The 18,216-nt window shown below is 36.4% G+C and carries 15 protein-coding genes; 8 read left to right on the top strand and 7 right to left on the bottom strand.

From position 1 onward, the window contains the following. Positions 1–16 precede the first annotated feature (16 nt). The 4 genes from DFQ03_RS10190 to DFQ03_RS10205 all read right to left on the bottom strand — a co-directional run bounded on the left by DFQ03_RS10190 (position 17) and on the right by DFQ03_RS10205 (position 7,041). On the bottom strand, positions 17–1,339 hold the full coding sequence (locus DFQ03_RS10190; protein WP_133673063.1) for a 2TM domain-containing protein: 1,323 nt from the start codon (positions 1,337–1,339) through the stop codon (positions 17–19). A 193-nt stretch (positions 1,340–1,532) separates the two neighbouring features. Then, positions 1,533–2,654 (bottom strand): Gfo/Idh/MocA family protein, encoded by a 1,122-nt coding sequence (locus DFQ03_RS10195; RefSeq protein ID WP_133673064.1) that lies wholly within the window; start codon positions 2,652–2,654, stop codon positions 1,533–1,535. A gap of 20 nt (positions 2,655–2,674) precedes the next feature. Then, complete coding sequence (locus DFQ03_RS10200; RefSeq protein ID WP_133673065.1) at positions 2,675–3,535, bottom strand: sugar phosphate isomerase/epimerase family protein; 861 nt, start codon at positions 3,533–3,535, stop codon at positions 2,675–2,677. A 14-nt stretch (positions 3,536–3,549) separates the two neighbouring features. Next, the gene (locus DFQ03_RS10205; protein WP_133673066.1) at positions 3,550–7,041 is read right to left on the bottom strand and encodes a PVC-type heme-binding CxxCH protein; all 3,492 of its coding nucleotides are present in this window, start codon (positions 7,039–7,041) and stop codon (positions 3,550–3,552) included. Between the two features lie 171 nt (positions 7,042–7,212). Between DFQ03_RS10205 and DFQ03_RS10210 the strand changes: the two genes are divergently transcribed. Then, a complete protein-coding gene (locus DFQ03_RS10210; RefSeq protein ID WP_133673067.1) occupies positions 7,213–8,082 on the top strand; it encodes an AraC family transcriptional regulator in 870 nt (289 codons plus the stop codon). A 143-nt stretch (positions 8,083–8,225) separates the two neighbouring features. Further along, complete coding sequence (locus tag DFQ03_RS10215) at positions 8,226–9,200, top strand: carbon-nitrogen hydrolase family protein (protein WP_133673068.1); 975 nt, start codon at positions 8,226–8,228, stop codon at positions 9,198–9,200. A gap of 12 nt (positions 9,201–9,212) precedes the next feature. On the opposite strand, the gene DFQ03_RS10220 is transcribed toward DFQ03_RS10215, so the two are convergent. Both DFQ03_RS10220 and DFQ03_RS10225 read right to left on the bottom strand, forming a co-directional pair. Further along, positions 9,213–10,229 carry an LLM class flavin-dependent oxidoreductase gene (locus tag DFQ03_RS10220; protein WP_133673069.1) on the bottom strand — a complete coding sequence of 339 codons (1,017 nt, stop codon included), beginning with the start codon at positions 10,227–10,229 and terminating at the stop codon, positions 9,213–9,215. A 45-nt stretch (positions 10,230–10,274) separates the two neighbouring features. Further along, positions 10,275–10,544, bottom strand: coding sequence for an ArsR/SmtB family transcription factor (locus DFQ03_RS10225; RefSeq protein WP_116769419.1), 270 nt, complete (start codon positions 10,542–10,544; stop codon positions 10,275–10,277). Positions 10,545–11,226: 682 nt separating this feature from the next. Here DFQ03_RS10225 and DFQ03_RS10230 point away from each other — a divergent pair. From DFQ03_RS10230 to DFQ03_RS10250, 5 genes are all read left to right on the top strand, one after another. Continuing rightward, a complete protein-coding gene (locus tag DFQ03_RS10230; protein WP_133673070.1) occupies positions 11,227–12,699 on the top strand; it encodes a potassium/proton antiporter in 1,473 nt (490 codons plus the stop codon). 1 nt (position 12,700) lies between these two features. Further along, positions 12,701–13,075 (top strand): hypothetical protein, encoded by a 375-nt coding sequence (locus tag DFQ03_RS10235; RefSeq protein ID WP_133673071.1) that lies wholly within the window; start codon positions 12,701–12,703, stop codon positions 13,073–13,075. Positions 13,076–13,182: 107 nt separating this feature from the next. Then, positions 13,183–13,662, top strand: coding sequence for a hypothetical protein (locus tag DFQ03_RS10240; protein WP_133673072.1), 480 nt, complete (start codon positions 13,183–13,185; stop codon positions 13,660–13,662). A 125-nt stretch (positions 13,663–13,787) separates the two neighbouring features. Next, positions 13,788–14,399, top strand: a complete 612-nt coding sequence (locus tag DFQ03_RS10245; RefSeq protein WP_133673073.1) for an alpha-ketoglutarate-dependent dioxygenase AlkB family protein — start codon at positions 13,788–13,790, stop codon at positions 14,397–14,399. A gap of 70 nt (positions 14,400–14,469) precedes the next feature. Further along, positions 14,470–16,020 (top strand): NAD(P)/FAD-dependent oxidoreductase, encoded by a 1,551-nt coding sequence (locus DFQ03_RS10250; protein WP_133673074.1) that lies wholly within the window; start codon positions 14,470–14,472, stop codon positions 16,018–16,020. A 195-nt stretch (positions 16,021–16,215) separates the two neighbouring features. Here the strand turns inward: DFQ03_RS10250 and DFQ03_RS10260 are convergent, their stop codons facing one another. Continuing rightward, positions 16,216–16,452, bottom strand: a complete 237-nt coding sequence (locus DFQ03_RS10260; protein ID WP_133673076.1) for a hypothetical protein — start codon at positions 16,450–16,452, stop codon at positions 16,216–16,218. A 444-nt stretch (positions 16,453–16,896) separates the two neighbouring features. Between DFQ03_RS10260 and DFQ03_RS10265 the strand changes: the two genes are divergently transcribed. After that, on the top strand, positions 16,897–18,204 hold the full coding sequence (locus DFQ03_RS10265; protein ID WP_133673077.1) for a DEAD/DEAH box helicase: 1,308 nt from the start codon (positions 16,897–16,899) through the stop codon (positions 18,202–18,204). Positions 18,205–18,216: the final 12 nt, after the last annotated feature.

Below are 18,216 nucleotides of genomic sequence, written 5' to 3' on the forward strand. Positions count from 1 at the left end.
TCCATTTAAAATTCATTTAAAAGTTTTCTCTCTCCATGAATTCCTTTATTTTTCTTTCTTCCCAGCCTTTGCCAAATAACGGATTATAACCATATGCCTTTAAACCGTGGGCAATTAAGCCAATTCCCCAACCAATGGCAGGGAAAATAACCCAAACAAAACTTGTCGTCGTAAAATTGATATACGCGAGTACGGGTATAACAATACAATAGGAAGTAAGGTTACCATAGAAACCTTTAATTAGCTCTACACGCTCTTTTGCTTTCTCATAACGCTTGGCACTTATATGTGAGGCTTGGGTTTCTCGAAATGAAATTGTATTTGTCAACATAGGTAAACGTACTTTGAATTCTTTAGCGGTCTTAAAAATCTGCATTTCCTTTTTGGTAAGAATGGCATAGCGCTGACGAATATTTTGTAATCCTACACCACTACTCTTTTTAACTACTTGTTTTTCTTGCAAGTTGTTAACTACATACAAATACCCGTCTTCTTCATATATTTTAATATGTAATGGTTTTGAAGAGGTTACCACATTGTGCTTCACCGCATTCTCTAATAATAATTGTAACGATAGCGGTACAATTTTAGCCTCGGGATCAGTAGCCTCATCAGGAATTTCAAATACGATACTATCTTCAAAACGCATTTTTAAAAGTCGCACATAGGTTCGGGCAAACTTAAGTTCCTCATCTACCGAAATTAGATTTTTACTCTTCTGCTCCAATACATACCTATACACTTTAGATAAAGATGTAGTAAATTTTTGCGCCTGCATAGGATCTTCTTCAATTAGACTGGTAAGCACGTTGAGACTATTAAAAAGAAAGTGAGGGTCTAACTGGTTTTTTAAAGCATCGAACTTTGCAGATGCCGAACCAGCAATAATTTTTTGTTCTTTTACCTTGGTATCTTGTAATGCTTTGTAGAAGTAAAATGCATGTAAAAATAGCGAAACCACTAGCGTAATGGCTAAAGCATATATGTAATATTCTAATTTTTCGTTTGCTATAAAATGCTCAAAACTATCGCCGAACATTACAACCTCGATAAACCACCTTACCACACCAAAGGCAATAACGGTCAACACTACAGACCCTATAGCGCCGTACCACAATCGTTTTTGAGTCTGCTTTTCCCAACTATATATATTTGATATAAAATCATTGTAATAGGCATTTACACATGTAAGCACGAAAGAATATATAAAACTTATTCCCGCAAATTGTAATATTCTATACAGTGTTATATTCTCGAAATCAGAAAACAGCAAATTAAAAATCACCATAACTAATGTTATGATAATACTTGCTCTTAAAACCTTTAAAAAACTACCCATGCGCTTAAAGCTTTACTGTTCTGCTTTCAATTCTTTAAAATTAGGGATTTCCTGTTAGAACTATAATTCTTTCTTAAGTTGCCCTATTAAACAGCAAACTTGAGGGCTTTTGAATTAAATAAAAAAAATTACAGTCCGAATTGTCGATTAAGACTTCCGAACTGTAATTTTACATGTAAAGGTCGATATAGTTCTAATTAGTAAATGTGAAATCGGGCAGCTTTATGATTTCCCCTTTTTTCATCGCAGACTCGTGAGATAGTATACCCACACACGTAATATTTGCCGATTGCTTTGCATTTGGGTAAGGCGAAGTGCCATTTACTAACCCGTCGACAAAGGCATGTACTAAATGTGGGTGCGAACCACCGTGCCCTGCACCTTGGGTAAATGACAAATGTTGATTATCGCCTTCGTCATATACACCATGTGTTGTAAACCCTTGAATTTCTTTAGGCAGCAATTTTGCAAAATCGGGACATTCAACTTCCTCTGGTATTTCTGGTTCTGGTTTCTTAGCGGTATGTACTACCAAAGGTTTCCCCTCTATTATGGGCCATTCAACAGATTTCTTTGAACCATAAACCTCAAAACTTTCTCTGTATTGGCGGGCCACATCAAACAACGAACGATAAACTTGAGCGCTTAAATCTGAGTTCCTAAATTTTATATGAGTAGTCTCTACGGCGTATGGTGAATTGTATTCTTTAATCAACTCTTCACGAATGGTACCCGATCCAAAGCAAGAAACATATTCCGCCTCGTTTTGGGTCAACCCTAAAACCGGACCAACACAATGAGTCGCATAGTGCATTGGCGGCAACCCTGGCCAATAATTAGGCCAACCGTCCATATCTTGTTGATGGCTTGCCTTTAAAAATTGAACTTTACCTAACTCTCCATTATCATAAAGCTCTTTCATGTATAGAAACTCCCTAGCATACACCACGGTTTCCATCATCATATAGGTAAGTCCCGTTTTCTGGGTTAGCTCAACAATTTCTCTGCACTCCTCTACCGTTGTTGCCATAGGCACGGTACACGCTACATGTTTACCTGCTTTTAATGCCTTTATAGATTGTTCCCCATGATTCGGAATCGGAGTATTTATATGAACTGCATCTATTTCATCATCTTTTAATAATTCTTCATAGGATGTATATCTCTTAGAAATATTAAAAGCATCTGCAATTTCATTTAATTTATCTTCATTACGTTGACAAACTGCAACCAACTCAGCATTGGGATGTTTTTTATAAATAGGGATGAATTCTGCCCCAAACCCTAAACCTACAATAGCTATTTTTATTTTCATCTCGCTCATTTTTAATGTTTTCAATCGTTAAACGTTTGTTTCAAAAATTGTAGCCCTTGCGATGCAAATTCATCTTGGCTATTGGCCATAGTTTTCCAAATACACACCGCAGCCGCTAACTCTTTAATTTCTGGTGTAAAGCTTTCTATGACCAATGCGCCATTATAGTTTATATCTTGAAGTCCTAGTTTAAAATCGTTCCATGGGGTGAGTCCCGTACCTGGTACTCCCCTGTGATTTTCAGAAACTTGAAGATGTATCAGTTTATCACCAACCATATTTATTGCTTTGCGGATATTTTTCTCTTCAATAGTCATGTGAAATCCGTCTAAAGCCACTCTTGCCGCATTATGATTGATATCCGTAACCAAACGCATAACATCTTCAGCTGTATTGATCATATCAGATTCGAACCTATTCAAAGGCTCCAACCCTATGCACAAGCCATGGGCATAAGCCATATTGCAAACTTTTTTAAGATTGGACACTGCTAAATCCCATTCCTTCTTGCGTTGTTCCGACGAAACCAAACGGGCTTTTCCTACCGCTGAATACATTGGGCCTGCAAAGAACTTTACACCTAATTCATTGCATAAGTCAAAACATTGTTCTAGATACTTAAAACACTGTAAGTGGACTTTTTCATCTTCATGCGTAAGGTCTTTAGTTGGACCAAATGCACCACAAACAGATACCATTAAACCGTTATCATCAAGCGCTTTATTAATCATTTTTCCATCGATCAACAAGGGGTCTTCTACAGGTATTTCAACCAAGTCATAACCCAATGCCTTTATCTTTGGAAACAATGCTATACTTTTTGTGGTAAAAGGTGATTGCCATAACCATGTACTTACACCAAAATCTATCTTATTCTTCATGTAATTACTCTCAGTTATTCAACAATCATTACACCTTGCATAATTCTCCAATGCCCAGGAAACGTACATATAAATGGGTATTCGCCTGGTATGCTCGGCGCCTTGAACTTAAGCGAATATGTTTGATCAGGATTTAAAATGGGTGTTGCAAAAAGCACATCGCTCGTTTGTGGCACATAATTAAGCTCTGCCGCATTTGGGTCTGCCGCCATTTTATCTGCTGCTTTACCTACCGCCTCTTTTTTGCCCGGTTTTGTGATGATCAAATTATGCTGCATAAAATCAGGATTCTGCAATACCAGTTCCACTTGCTCGCCAGCTTTGACCGTAAACTGGGTAACATCGAACTTCATTTCATTTGTTATTGTTTTGATCTTAATTACTTTGACATCGCTTACTTTATCGGTAACTACAGCACCTAAATTTTCTGATTTATCGCCATAATATTTGGTCAAAAGTGCTACCATATCGAAAATGGTGGCAGATTTTTCCTCTTGATCGGTAAAGTTCTTTTCTACCTTATACTTCCAAGTACCATGAATCCTTACCATCGATTCACCAGCTTTTATATGCATCTGCCAAAAATTACCATAAATACCACCTTCGCCACCAGTATCTTCGACCCTAATAGCAATTGTATTTTTACCTGGTTTTAGCACACCATCAGGAATTTCGTAATTTCTATTAGAACTAAAGCTAGATGCCATACTACCAACCTCAACGCCGTTTATATAGGTAATATCAGAATCATCGATCGGACCTAACGATATCGTGCTACCCTTTACCATATTTGCAGGTATTGTGACCTCTCTTCTAAACCAAATAATACCGTCCATGTCTAACCCGGCATCTTCAATGAATTGCGGAATCTCCATAGTTTGCCAATCGCTATCATCGTAATTCGCGGTACTCATATTCATGTTTGTTTCTACCGGTAATTCATAATCAGGATTCGCCTTATGAAATGCTTCTAAAAATCCGTTCATATGTATAGTAGCGTTTGCATATAAAGCTCTGTATAACCATGAATCATTTAATACGGTATCATCTTGGGCTAGTTCATACAACAGATTCCCTACCTTCTTAGAAGATGGTCTTTCTGTAAAATATAGTAGCGCCGCCAGTTGTACGCTAGGATCTCTATCGTTCAGCATATTTGCCTTGAACAAAGCTGCATCTGTATCATTATTTCTTGGCAACATTTGAATAGCCGCTTTTCTTAGTGCTGCTGCCTTATGATATAAAGCTCCCTTAATTACATTATGGGTATTACTATCAAAATCTAACCCATCTAGACCATGGATTGCCCAAATAGCGTGCAAAGCAGCATTGTTTAAACCACTTTCATCTATCTGTTTTGCATTTACCAACTTATAGAGATCGTCTAAAACATCGTCTTCTCCTCTTTCTACTAAAAGTCGTTGTGCGGTTAACCTCCAAAATTGATTATTACTACTTAAAGCTTCTAATAACCCCTCTGAATCGTCTTTTGATAATTGTACAGGTTCATACTCGTAATCATCTTTTGGTACTACGCGCCAAATTCTACCATGACCTTTATCCCTAAGCGGATTCACATAAGCATTACCTTCTCCATTCTCTGCATTATAACCTCCATTGTCTTCATTTGGTGTTGGGTTATGCTGAACTATAAAATTATACCAATCAGCCACCCAAACCGCACCATCAGGACCCGTTTTTGCGTCTACAGGTGAACTCCATTCATCTGATGATGCAAATAGATTACCTGCATCTTCCTCGGCATATCCTGAACCCTCTTTCACTATTCTCGCTTGGTGTACCAAACCACCAGTAGGTTCACACACAAATGCTACTTTATTCCAATACGATTGTGGGTAGGCTCTTGCGGTATAAAAATGATGCCCCGCAGCTGCTGTGAAACCTCCAAAAACATCTACCTGTCTTACATTAGGCGTAATTGGCTGCATATAATAATGCCCATCTATTTTAGCACTACCGTCAGCACCTATACCTTTTACTCCTTCTAAATTTTTATTGGGTATAGCCACAAACACACTATGTGTATTATTTGCGGTAGATGCGAAAATGGCGTTGTCTTCTGTAATACCTAAGCCCCAAGTATTATTACTGGTATTTGTTAAAACTTCAAATGTTTCTTGCTTCGGATTGAATCGATATACATTCTGATTGAACTTTAAATCTTGACCAAAGGCATTTCCCTCAAATCCTGAATAACCTACTACACCATATAAATCGTTATCTATACCATATTGTAAATTTGAAGGACCTGCGTGCGTATCAAAAGTTCCCCACCCGTCAATTAAAATTTCTTTAAGGTCAGCCTTATCATCACCATCGGTATCTTTTAAGAAAATAAAATGTGGAGCCTGAGAAACCACTATTCCACCATCATAAAAAACGAAACTTGTAGGTATGTTCAGTTTTTCTGCAAAGACAGTAACCTTATCTGCTTTACCGTCACCATCAGTATCTTCTAAGATTTTCACCTTATCGTCACCAATACTATTGTCATTACGAACCGTGTTGGGGTAATCTACTGTTTCAATGACCCAGAGTCTTCCCTTTTCATCCCAATTCATTGCAATGGGATTAATGATATCTGGCTCTGAAGCAAATAACTGAACATCGAACCCTGCCGGTACTTGTATTAATTTCTGTGATTCTTCGGGAGACAGTGGTAGTTGAAATTTTGGTGCTGGATCACGTTTTTCATAATTGGGTATATTCGCTCTCTCTTCATATTTAAGGGTCGGTATATCTTTGATAAAGGCTTCCCAGTTTTTCTTCACCTTATCATCTACTGCCCATAAAATTCCAGATTTAATTAGCTCTTGAAAACCTTTATTATTCCAAGTGCGCTCATCATGACCATAGGCTGTATAGAAAACTTTGCCTTCCCCAACTTCTTTGACCCAGGTCCAAGGTTCTCTTTTATCTCCTTCCACACGTTCCATCAAAACATGTATATCGTCTGCTATTTTATCATGAACATAGGTTTCATCCCAAGTTTCGAATGCTAACAAATCTTTAGTGACAGGGTGTTCTTTATCCACTATTTCGGCAGTGAAGGTTCCTGTTTCATGGCTCATAAATTGAGCACCAACTAAATTGATATATTCAGGAGCATTCTTAAAACAAAAACTTGCGGAGTGAATAGGAATAAAAGCTTTACCCTCTTTTACAAAGTTTAAAAGTGCTTCCTCTTCATTCTTACCTATTTCTTCGTGATTGGCATATATAATAAGTCCGTCATACAACCCCAGATTCTTTTCATTTAAATCTGATGGTTTTTCTGTGTAAGTGATGTTGATTCCGTCTTTGGTTAAAGCAGATGCTAAAATCGGAAAATACTCCCTTGAATTATGGTGTTCCAATTCATGCCCAAGAAAAAGTAATTCTATTCTTCTTGGCTGATCATCTAACCGCTCTTTTTTGGCGGGGGAACAAGCAGCAAAAAACAGTAGAATTAAGAGATATTTAATAAAAGAAAAATGAGTTTTCATATCGAGTGTAGTTTTCTTAGTTCAATATTACTTTAAAAAATAACTTAGAAAATACTGTTACTTATCACATACTAACTGTATTTTATCATTCAATTTACATAATTAATGAAATTTTGATACATTAGTTGATATTTAAGCTCATATCAAAATGCTTTCATTTAGCTAGTACCAATGAAATCTGCACTTCAAAAATCACCAATACCAGAAACTCGTGCCTACTTGGCACATACGTTAAATGAGCCCATTTTTGACCCACATTGGCATTTTCATTCTGAACATCAATTATTTTTAGTTTTAAAAGGAAGTGGCACTCGATTTATAGGTGATAGTGTAAAACCCTATAAGGCAGGAGATATAACATTTACAGGTCCAAACCTACCTCACATGTGGCGTAGTGAAAATGAACAAGAACAAGAAAAGAATATTGCTTGGTCTGAAGGAGTTGTAATTTATTTTCATGAAGACTTTTTAGGAGAGAACCTTTTACACAGTGATGAAGCTATTCGTCTACGACAGGTATTCCATAAAAGTTTAAGAGGAATGGAATTTACAGAACAGTCTGCCATAACCCTAAAAAAGTTAATGCTAGATCTTTTACTGATGGATGGGTTCGATGGCATTCTTCACCTTTTAAAAATTCTAAATTTTATAAGTAACACTAAAGAATACCAAATTTTAGCCAGCCCAGGTTACACTAACACATTAAGAGAAGCCGATACCGAACGTATGTTTAAAGTATATGCCTACGTGATGAAAAATTTTAAACGAAAAATGGTTCTAGCAGACTTGGCTAAACTCACTAATATGACACCAACTTCTTTTAGCAGGTACTTTAAACAACATGCAAATAAATCATTTTCAGATTTTGTGAGTGAAATTCGTATAGGACATGCGTGTAAACTACTTATAGAAAAGAAAATGAACGTATCGCAAGCTTGCTACGAAAGCGGATTTCAAACGCTATCTAACTTTAATAAACAGTTTAAAACGATTACTAATCGTACACCTTTGGGTTATAAAAAAAAGTACGAGGTATATTAAAACAATCCATTGTCAGTACACATTAAATTATTACCGTAAGTGTTAGTATTTCCTTAAATTTCGGACAGAATTTCATATAATAAAGTTTTTGAACTTTTGTTGGTCTATAAATTTCTATGACCTAGTTAATAAGATTATCTACTATGCCCAAAATAATAGACACTCCTGATCAAAACAACCTTAAAATTGGTATGGCCCAAATCTCACCGGTTTGGTTGAACAAAGAAGCTACAATTACTAAAATCAAGGAATATATTGTAAAAGCTAGTGATGAGGATTGTGAATTGGTGGTTTTTGGTGAGGCATTATTACCAGGTTACCCTTTTTGGGTTTCCATGACCGATGGTGCTCAATTCAATTCTTCGGTACAGAAAGAAATTCACGCACATTATATCAAGAATTCCATTCAAATTGAAGCGGGAGAATTAGATGATATTTGCGCTTTAGCGAAGCAACATAAAATTGCCATTTACTTAGGATTAATGGAACGCGCCCAGAACAGAGGTGGTCATAGCCTATATTGTTCGCTGGCGTACATAAATAGTGAAGGGCAAATTAAATCGGTACACAGAAAACTACAACCAACTTATGAAGAACGATTAACATGGTCGCCAGGTGATGGTAATGGCCTACAAGTTCATGATCTTAAGAATTTTAGTGTTGGCGGGTTAAACTGTTGGGAGAACTGGATGCCTATGGCCAGAACCACCCTTTATGGCTTAGGCGAAAATCTGCATATTGCCGTGTGGCCGGGTTCCGATTACAATACTGCCGATATTACAAGGTTTATTGCCAGGGAATCTAGATCGTTCGTTGTTTCAGTTTCAAGCCTAATGAGCAAAACCGATTTCCCTGAAGATACTCCGCACTTAAATGCTATACTTGAAAACTGTCCAGATACTTTAGCAAATGGTGGTTCTTGTATTGCAGGACCTGACGGGGAATGGATATTGCCCCCAGTAATCGATAAAGAGGGACTCATTACAACAACAATAAATTTTAATAGAGTGCTTGAAGAGCGTCAAAATTTTGACCCTGTTGGGCACTATTCAAGACCGGATGTCACCAAGCTTACCGTTAACAGGGAAAGGCAATCTATATTGGACATAAAAGAATAAAATGGAGAGAAATTATTTCTTCTCCCCATTCAATTCTTTCATGATTTCGGCAAACAATTGGTATGATTTTATACGGTCTTTACCGTCATAAATATTGGTAACCGCAATGAGTTCATCTACCTGTGTATCGGCTATAAATTGTTGCACTTGCTTCTTAACCGTCTCTTTGCTACCAATAAAGGAATACTTCAACATTTGCTGAACAGATGGGTTTTTGCTTAACTCTCTTAGTTCGACCGTCATATCTACCGGAGGCTGCATAAAGCCTCTATTTCCTGTCAATAAACCAACGATCATTTTATAAAGCGATGTAGAAATACGATTTGCTTCTTCATCGGTATCGGCAATGATAATATTTACGCCAGCCATGGTATATGGTTTTTCCAATTCTTTAGAAGGCTGAAACTCCTGATGATAAATTTGCAATGCATTCATTAAATGTGTCGTCGCAAAATGACTGGCAAAGGCGTAGGGCAATCCCTTTTTAGCCGCTAAATGGGCACTATCGGTACTTGATCCTAAAATATATAAGGGCACATCCACCCCTTCCGCCAACGTAGCCCGTACTTTTGCATCTGCATTTTCAGTAGAGAAATAACGTTGAATTTTTTCAACCTCTAAAGGAAACGACTGCGCTGCCTGAAAAAAATCGGAGCGTATAGCCTGTGCAGTCAATTGATCTGTTCCTGGTGCGCGACCTAGACCCAAATCTATTCTGTTCGGATATAGAATTCCTAATGTCCCAAATTGTTCCGCTATGATTAATGGAGAATGATTTGGCAACATAATTCCGCCAGATCCCACTCTAATCCTTTTAGTTCCTTCTGCAATGTTCCCTATTAAAACAGAGGTAGCACTACTTCCTATAGCTACAGAATTATGATGCTCTGCCAACCAAAAACGGGTATAACCCACTTCTTCGGCAGCTTGTGCCAGTGCCAATGAATGATCAAAGGTATCTTTTAACGTAGTACCCTCAGATACAATAGCTAAATCTAATATAGAATATTTAATATTTTTCATTTCAATAATTTCATTAATACATTTAAAAGTATCTATATATCTAATAAAAAACTATAGGTTCCGTAACCTCAGCAAATAATTATCCCACACTTCATGATTTAATGAATAGTGATAATTACGTCCTATTTTATGTTGGTTGATTAACTCTGCCTCAACTAACCTTTTAATATGATGACTAATGGAAGGCTGACTTAAATCGAGCAGGTTACACGCTTTGGTACATTCTACCTTACCTTGATTCTTTTGCATATACTGCAATATCTTTAAACGATTTACATCACTTAATGCCTTAGAAATTTTCTCTACTTGTTTTAGCTCCATGATGATTTAATATATTGATACATACAAATGTATTTATAAAATATTGGATTAAACATGAATTGTGATTCTCTTAATAATGATTAACTTGACCTTAAGAATAATACTACAACTATAGATGAAGAAAATTACTGAAGCACCACATTTTGTGTTCTGGATTCTGATTCCCATTACAATATTAATAGGGCTAATGGGACCTAATAAAACTTTTTATGTAAACATCCAAGACATCTATTATGTTATTGGATTGATTCACGTTACCTTAATTATTTCAATCATTTTTGCAGTTTTAGGATTTGGCTATTGGGTCGTCATAAAGCTAAATGGAATGCTAGTAAATAAGTTGACACTTATTCATTCCATTATTACAATCATTGGGTTCCTTATAATTATCTTAATTCCGTTTTTTCTACTTAACATAGTACCTGAAGGTTCCTCTTATGACTTTGTAACTCTACTTAAATTTCAAACTATCGCTTTTTGGATTTTTTCTTTAGTGGTTTTTATTCAACTACTTTATCTTTTCAATATTATTATAGCTCTGATAACAAAATCCAAATAAATATTAAAACTAAAACATGGATGCTCTCTACATGTTAACATTCTGCCAAACCTCAACATTTGTATTGGTTTATTGATAAATGATTTAACTTTGGTGCATTAAAATTAAGAGCAATAACCACCAATGAATCTTACCATAGAAAATATACTTCTTGTAGGCTCTATTCTGTTATTTATTAGCATTATCGTAGGTAAGACATCTTATAAATTTGGGGTACCTACCTTAATTCTTTTCTTGGCTACTGGTATGCTTGCTGGATCTGATGGTATTGGAGGCATCAAATTTGATGACCCTAAGCTTGCACAGTTTATTGGTATAGTTTCCTTAAACTTCATTCTATTCTCTGGTGGTTTAGATACCAATTGGAAAGCCGTAAAACCTATTCTAAAAGAAGGTCTTGTACTATCTACCTTAGGCGTTTTACTTACCGCACTTACCCTAGGTACATTTGTATACTACATTACCGATTTCACTATATACGAAAGTATGCTTCTGGGATCTATAGTTTCATCGACCGATGCCGCTGCGGTATTCTCTATACTTCGTTCAAAGAACTTGGCGCTTAAGAGTAATCTTAGACCAACTTTAGAGCTTGAGAGTGGTAGTAACGATCCTATGGCCTATGTACTAACACTTGCTTTTCTAACCTTGGTTATTAATCAAGATTTAAGTGTTCTTTCTATTATCCCCTTGTTTTTGCAACAAATGATATTAGGGGCTATCGGCGGATTCGCTTTTGGAAAACTAAGCGAGATTATCATCAATAAAATTAAACTTGGTTTTGAAGGTTTGTATCCGGTATTGGTCATCGCTTTAATGTTCATTACATTTTCGGCTACAGATGTCGTTGGTGGTAACGGATTCTTAGCAATTTACATTTGTGCCGTGTATTTAGGCAATCAAGATTTAATTCATAAATCTACTATTTTAAAGATGTTCGATGGTATGGCGTGGTTAATGCAAATTGTACTGTTCCTTACCTTAGGATTATTAGTATTTCCGTCACAAATTATTCCTTATTTAGGCATTGGATTACTAATTTCGGTTTTCCTTATTTTAGTGGCGAGACCGGTTAGTGTTTTATTAAGCCTAATGTTTTTTAAAATGAAAATTGGAAGACGGTTTTATATTTCATGGGTTGGTCTACGTGGCGCAGTGCCAATTGTATTTGCTACCTACCCCCTTTTGGCAGGCATTGACAAGGCTAACATTATTTTTAGTATCGTATTCTTTATATCGGTTTCTTCCGTATTGATACAAGGTACCACATTGTCCATTTTTGCCAAATGGTTAAATGTAGCATTACCAGAAGAGGTAAAGCCTATTGCTGAGAACGACAGGTATATTCTAAATTTACCAAAATCTGCCATGGAAGAGGTTATAGTAACGCCTAATAGTTTTGCAGTAGATAAGCGTATTATCGATTTGCACTTTCCGAGATCCGCTTTTATTGTAATGATAAAAAGAGACAGTAAATTTGTACGTCCGGGAGGATCGACAATAATAGAAGCTAATGACATATTAGTTTTACTATTAGATAACGAAGAAAGTTTGAAAGAAGTGAACGTAATTCTCGACCAAGCGGTTATTGCATAATATGAAAAGTACGAATAACATATTCAGAGTGCTTTTACTGGTAACAATTTATTGTTTCGGTATATATAGTTCTGCCAATTCGTTACCGTTTTCTAATGAGGTAGTTTTACATCAAGATAATGATTCGAAAACCTATTTCTCAGCATCTTCAAAAACTTTATCTCCGCATGCACAGCAATCTGAAATTTCAGTTTCTGATGTTGCCGAAATATCATCTCAAAATTACAAGCTGCTTTTTACAAGTTTTAATTCACAAATAAATTATAGTGAATTAGGTTTCGTAGCAAGGTTTAAGCAGTATCAACTGTATGCCAATACTTTATTGATCAGACATAAAAAGTCTGACCTCATCTTCCCTTTTCATAGTTTCTGGTAATCCATTTTTTAAAGGTTATCGTTTTGATAACCACATGTAACTATTTGATATGATGTTATTTAAAACATCATACAGAAATCAATATATCATATTTAGAAAATTATAAAATGGAATTAAGAATAGCCGCTATTGGTTTAGTATCTGTTGCACTTTGTGCAATGCCTTTTGTTGTAACTAGCAGAAGCAGAAAAACGAAAGAAAAGGAAATGATGTCATCTTTAAATGACATCGCAAACAAACATAATTGTCAAATTACGGAACATGAAATTTTTGGTCACTACGCCATAGGTGTTGATGCACAGAAAAAATTCGTGTTCTTCATTTCAAAATCAGGGGAAGTTTTAAATCAGCAATATGCCGATTTATCTACTATCAAAACATGTGAAATTGCCAATATCGGTAAATCATATGCTAGAAAAGATAAGGTTACAGAGCAATTGCTTTTAAATCTTTTTCCTAAAAACACCAATAACGAAGATGTTGTCTTTGAGTTTTATAACGCAGCGGTAAATTTTCAATTGAGTGGAGAATTTCAGTCCATAGAAAAATGGAACAAACTGATTAAAACTATGAATAAAAGCTCATAATAAACATGATTTTATTCATAAAGCGAATGGTTTTCTTGTCGACCGAGATAAGAAATACCATTCGCTTTTGTTTTTAATAGGATTACCAATTACTTTAGTTCAAAGGTTAACGTGAAAAAGAAACTATGAAATTGTTCAATATTGCCATTGATCCATCTAAGAACCTACTCCCCTACGGAGGAACGGTGAATTACCATGGCATAATTTTTAATGAAGCGAAAGCAACAGCGTACCTCAATACTTTATTGAACCAAATTGCCTGGAAAAACGATGAGGCTATCATTTTCGGGAAGAAAATCATTACCAAAAGAAAGGTAGCCTGGTACGGTGAAAAGCCTTTTGAATACACCTATTCTAAAACCACCAAACAAGCACTACCCTGGACGCAGGAATTACTTGAGCTAAAATCCAAAACCGAGCAAGCAACCGGAGAAACTTTTAACTCTTGCCTATTAAATTTATACCATGATGGTAGCGAAGGTATGGCGTGGCATAGCGACGGGGAAAAGGACTTAAAAAAGAACGGAGCAATTGCTTCTTTAAGTTTAGGTGCTGAACGTAAATTTGCCTTTAAACATAAAGATACCAAAGAAAAGGTTGAACTTATTTTAGAACACGGTAGCCTATTGATAATGAAAGATGAAACACAGACCCATTGGCTGCACAGGTTGCCACCAACTACCAAAAGCAAATTACCAAGGGTAAATTTGACTTTTAGAACTATTGTAGAAAAATAAAACTACAATTCTCCTCAGCATTTTTGATTGGCTAGCGTTCTCATCATAATTTTTACTTTAATTTTGCAGCATGGTCAGAAATGTACAGTTGCGGTTAACATTAAAGGAAGAAGGCACACCTAACGGATTAGAAATTCGTACAGCAAAGTACTTGGGACTTGAAGATGGCACCTTTAAAATTAAGGTGCTCCGAAAGTCTATAGATGCTCGTAAGCCTAAAATTTTCTTTAATTACAAACTTGCAATTTATATCAATGAACCTGCCCCCAGCGATACTCTTAATTTTAAATATAAAGATGTATCGAACGCAAAACCAATTCATATTATAGGTTTCGGACCTGCAGGTATGTGGGCTGCGCTTCGTTGTTTAGAAATGGGCTATAAACCAATTGTTATTGAACGTGGTAATAACGTAAAAGATCGTAGGCGAGATTTAAAAGCTATAAACCAAGACCATCTGGTAAACCCAGAAAGTAACTATTGCTTTGGAGAAGGTGGTGCCGGTACATATTCTGATGGAAAATTATATACACGTAGCCTTAAACGTGGCGATGTTCGTCGCATTTTTGAAAGCTTGGTTTTTCATGGTGCTACAGAACAAATATTGGTAGATGCCCATCCGCATATTGGGACAAATAAACTCCCTAAAATTGTACAGAATATTCGAGAAGTAATTCAGCATCATGGTGGTGAAATTCATTTTAATACTAAAGTGACCGACTTCGTTATTAAAGATAACACGTTAAGGGCGATTGTTTTAAACGAGAATGATGAAATGGCTGTTGAACGAGTAATCCTGGCAACGGGGCATTCCGCTCGCGACATTTTCGATTTACTACATAAAAAAGATATAACACTTGAAGCAAAGTCATTTGCTATGGGTGTACGTGTAGAGCATCCGCAGCATATTATAGATAGTATTCAGTACCACTGTTCTGGTGAACGTAGCGAATTATTACCTGCTGCATCTTATAGCTTGGTAGAACAAGTAAAAGACCGTGGCGTGTATTCATTCTGTATGTGCCCTGGCGGATTCATTGTACCCGCTGCAACTTCACCTGGTGAGGTCGTTGTAAATGGTATGTCTCCATCGAAACGGAATAATCTGTATGCCAATTCGGGAATCGTAGTTGAAATCAACGTAGATAAGGATATTCCTAAATACGAGAAATTCGGGTCGCTAAAAGGATTAGAATATCAGAAAGATCTAGAACGATTAGCATTTACATCTGGTGGAAGAACACAAACTGCTCCTGCCCAAAGATTGACGGATTTTGTAGAAGGAAATCTTTCTACGGACTTAAATCCAACGTCATATCAACCTGGTCTTAATTCTGCACCTTTACATTCTTTACTGCCAAAATTGATAGGAAGCAGATTACGCCAAGGGTTTAAAGCCTTCGGTGATAAAATGCATGGATACTATACTGCCGAAGCAAATATTGTGGGAGTAGAATCTAGAACTTCGTCTCCTGTAAGTATTCCTAGAAATGAAAAATTAGAACACCCTGTTATTAAAGGTCTTTTCCCATGTGGTGAAGGCGGTGGTTATGCTGGTGGTATCGTTTCTGCGGCAATGGACGGAGAACGATGCGCCGAAGCTGCCATGGTGGGACTTTAGTTGGCTGTTGGCTGTTGGCTGTTGGCTGTTGGCTGTTGGCTGTTGGCTGTTGGCTGTTGGCTGTTGGAAATTTAGCAAAGTTAAATTTTCATTAGTAAAAATCTTTTCCCTCTACTCTATTTTCTTTTTTCTACTTCGTACTTTGTACCTAATATTTAATACTGTAAACTGTAACCGGCAACTGAATACTGAAACTTAAGCCATTTTAGGCTTGTTAGCTTTAGTAATGAAGTTCAAATCTCTTTTAATTCTTGAGTTTTTGAATTTGTATAATCTAGCTACTTCTGTTTTCGCTTCTACGTTTAACTCATAAGTTGTTTCGGTAACGATGGTCATTTCAATAGTTTCAACTTTTACATCTGCTGTATTGTTTTGTGCTTGAGCAGTGAAGCTTAAAAAGATAATGAAGATAGTTGCGATTATTGTTTTCATGACTTGCGTTTGTTACAATAATAGAACGCCGCAGACCTTGTTTCACTAGGTGATGAATCGCTGAAAAACCCTTAATTCTCGTTAGTTGACACAAGTTCGGGTAAAGTGTAAAATCGCATCGATAAACGACATCACCCCCAAAAACACCTTACCGATAATTGATGTCGTTAACCGACAAACGAAGTTTTAAATACAAGGGCAAACTAAAAAATCAAGTTCAAGTGCAGAATGAGTTTTAAGTTGTAAGTTGTAAGTTGTAATAAATTATAAAATTTAGCTTTGTTAAGTACACTTGATTAGGAACTAATCAAAAAAGTCTATTCTCTTTACTCTGTTTTCTATTTTCTTATTTCGAACTACCTTGTACTTTCTACTTTCTACTTTAACCTCACTATAATGTTCCTTCCACATTAAAGCGTACCTTTGCAACTTATTAAAATTTTTATGACATTTAAAGAACTCGGCCTAGCCGAACCAATCCTAAAGGCCTTAGAAGCCGAAGGTTATACTCACCCAACTCCAATTCAAGAACAATCAATTCCCATATTACTTAAAGGCAAAGACCTACTAGGTGTAGCTCAAACAGGTACTGGTAAGACTGCCGCTTTTGGTATTCCAATACTTCATCAACTATATGAAGGCATTAGTTTAAGTCAAAGCAAACGAAAGGTAAAAGCTTTGGTAGTTACCCCTACCCGTGAGCTTGCTATTCAAATTGGCGAAAGTTTTACCGCCTACGGCAAATTCACTGGCTTACGTAACACTGTAATTTTTGGCGGTGTAAAACAAGGTAAACAAGTAAATGCCCTTAGAGGCGGAGTCGATATTTTAATTGCTACTCCCGGTCGTTTATTAGATTTAATGAATCAAGGTTTTATTTCTTTTAGAGATTTAGAGCATGTGGTTTTAGATGAAGCCGACCAAATGTTGGATATGGGTTTCATTCACGATATCAAGAAAATCATCGCAAAATTGCCTCCTAAAAGACAATCACTGTTCTTCTCGGCAACTATGCCAAAAGACATTGTAGAGCTTTCTCGTAAAATGCTAGGTGATTTTGAACGAGTTACCATAAAACCTGAACAAGCAACCGCTGAAAAGGTTGAACAAGGTGTGTATTTTGTAAGTAAGGCGAATAAGCCTAAACTTCTGATTCACCTTATTAATGAGAATCCTGCGAATACCTTAATTGTATTCTCAAGAACTAAGCATGGCGCTAATAAGATTGTAAAGAAATTAGACCAAGCGGGTATTCGTTCTGCTGCCATACACGGTAATAAATCGCAAACTGCAAGACAAAAGGCACTAAGTGCTTTTAAAGAAGGAGATCTTAAGGTTTTGGTTGCAACCGATATTGCCGCAAGGGGAATTGATGTAGAAGACCTTTCATTGGTTGTAAATTATGATTTACCAAACGTATCCGAAACGTATGTTCACCGTATAGGCAGAACAGGTAGGGCAAATGCAAGTGGTACGGCACTTTCTTTTTGTGACAAAGAAGAAAGACCCTACTTACGTGATATCGAGAAATTGATTAAACAATCTGTACCTCGCATGCCAGAGCATCAATTTGTAGATGAAGATACTCCGCAAGATACGGGCAGTCAACCGGCACAACAACAAAAAAAACAAGGCAACTCCCGTAATAAAAACAAAAACAGAAACAGGCCTGGTGGTAACAACTTTAGAGGTAAGAATAATAGGAATTCGAGCAGACCTAAAAAACGAACAGATTCTAGCAGAAGCGAATAGCTTCTGTTAGAA

Source organism: Maribacter caenipelagi, from assembly GCF_004364175.1.
GTDB classification, from domain to species: Bacteria; Bacteroidota; Bacteroidia; order Flavobacteriales; family Flavobacteriaceae; genus Maribacter; species Maribacter caenipelagi.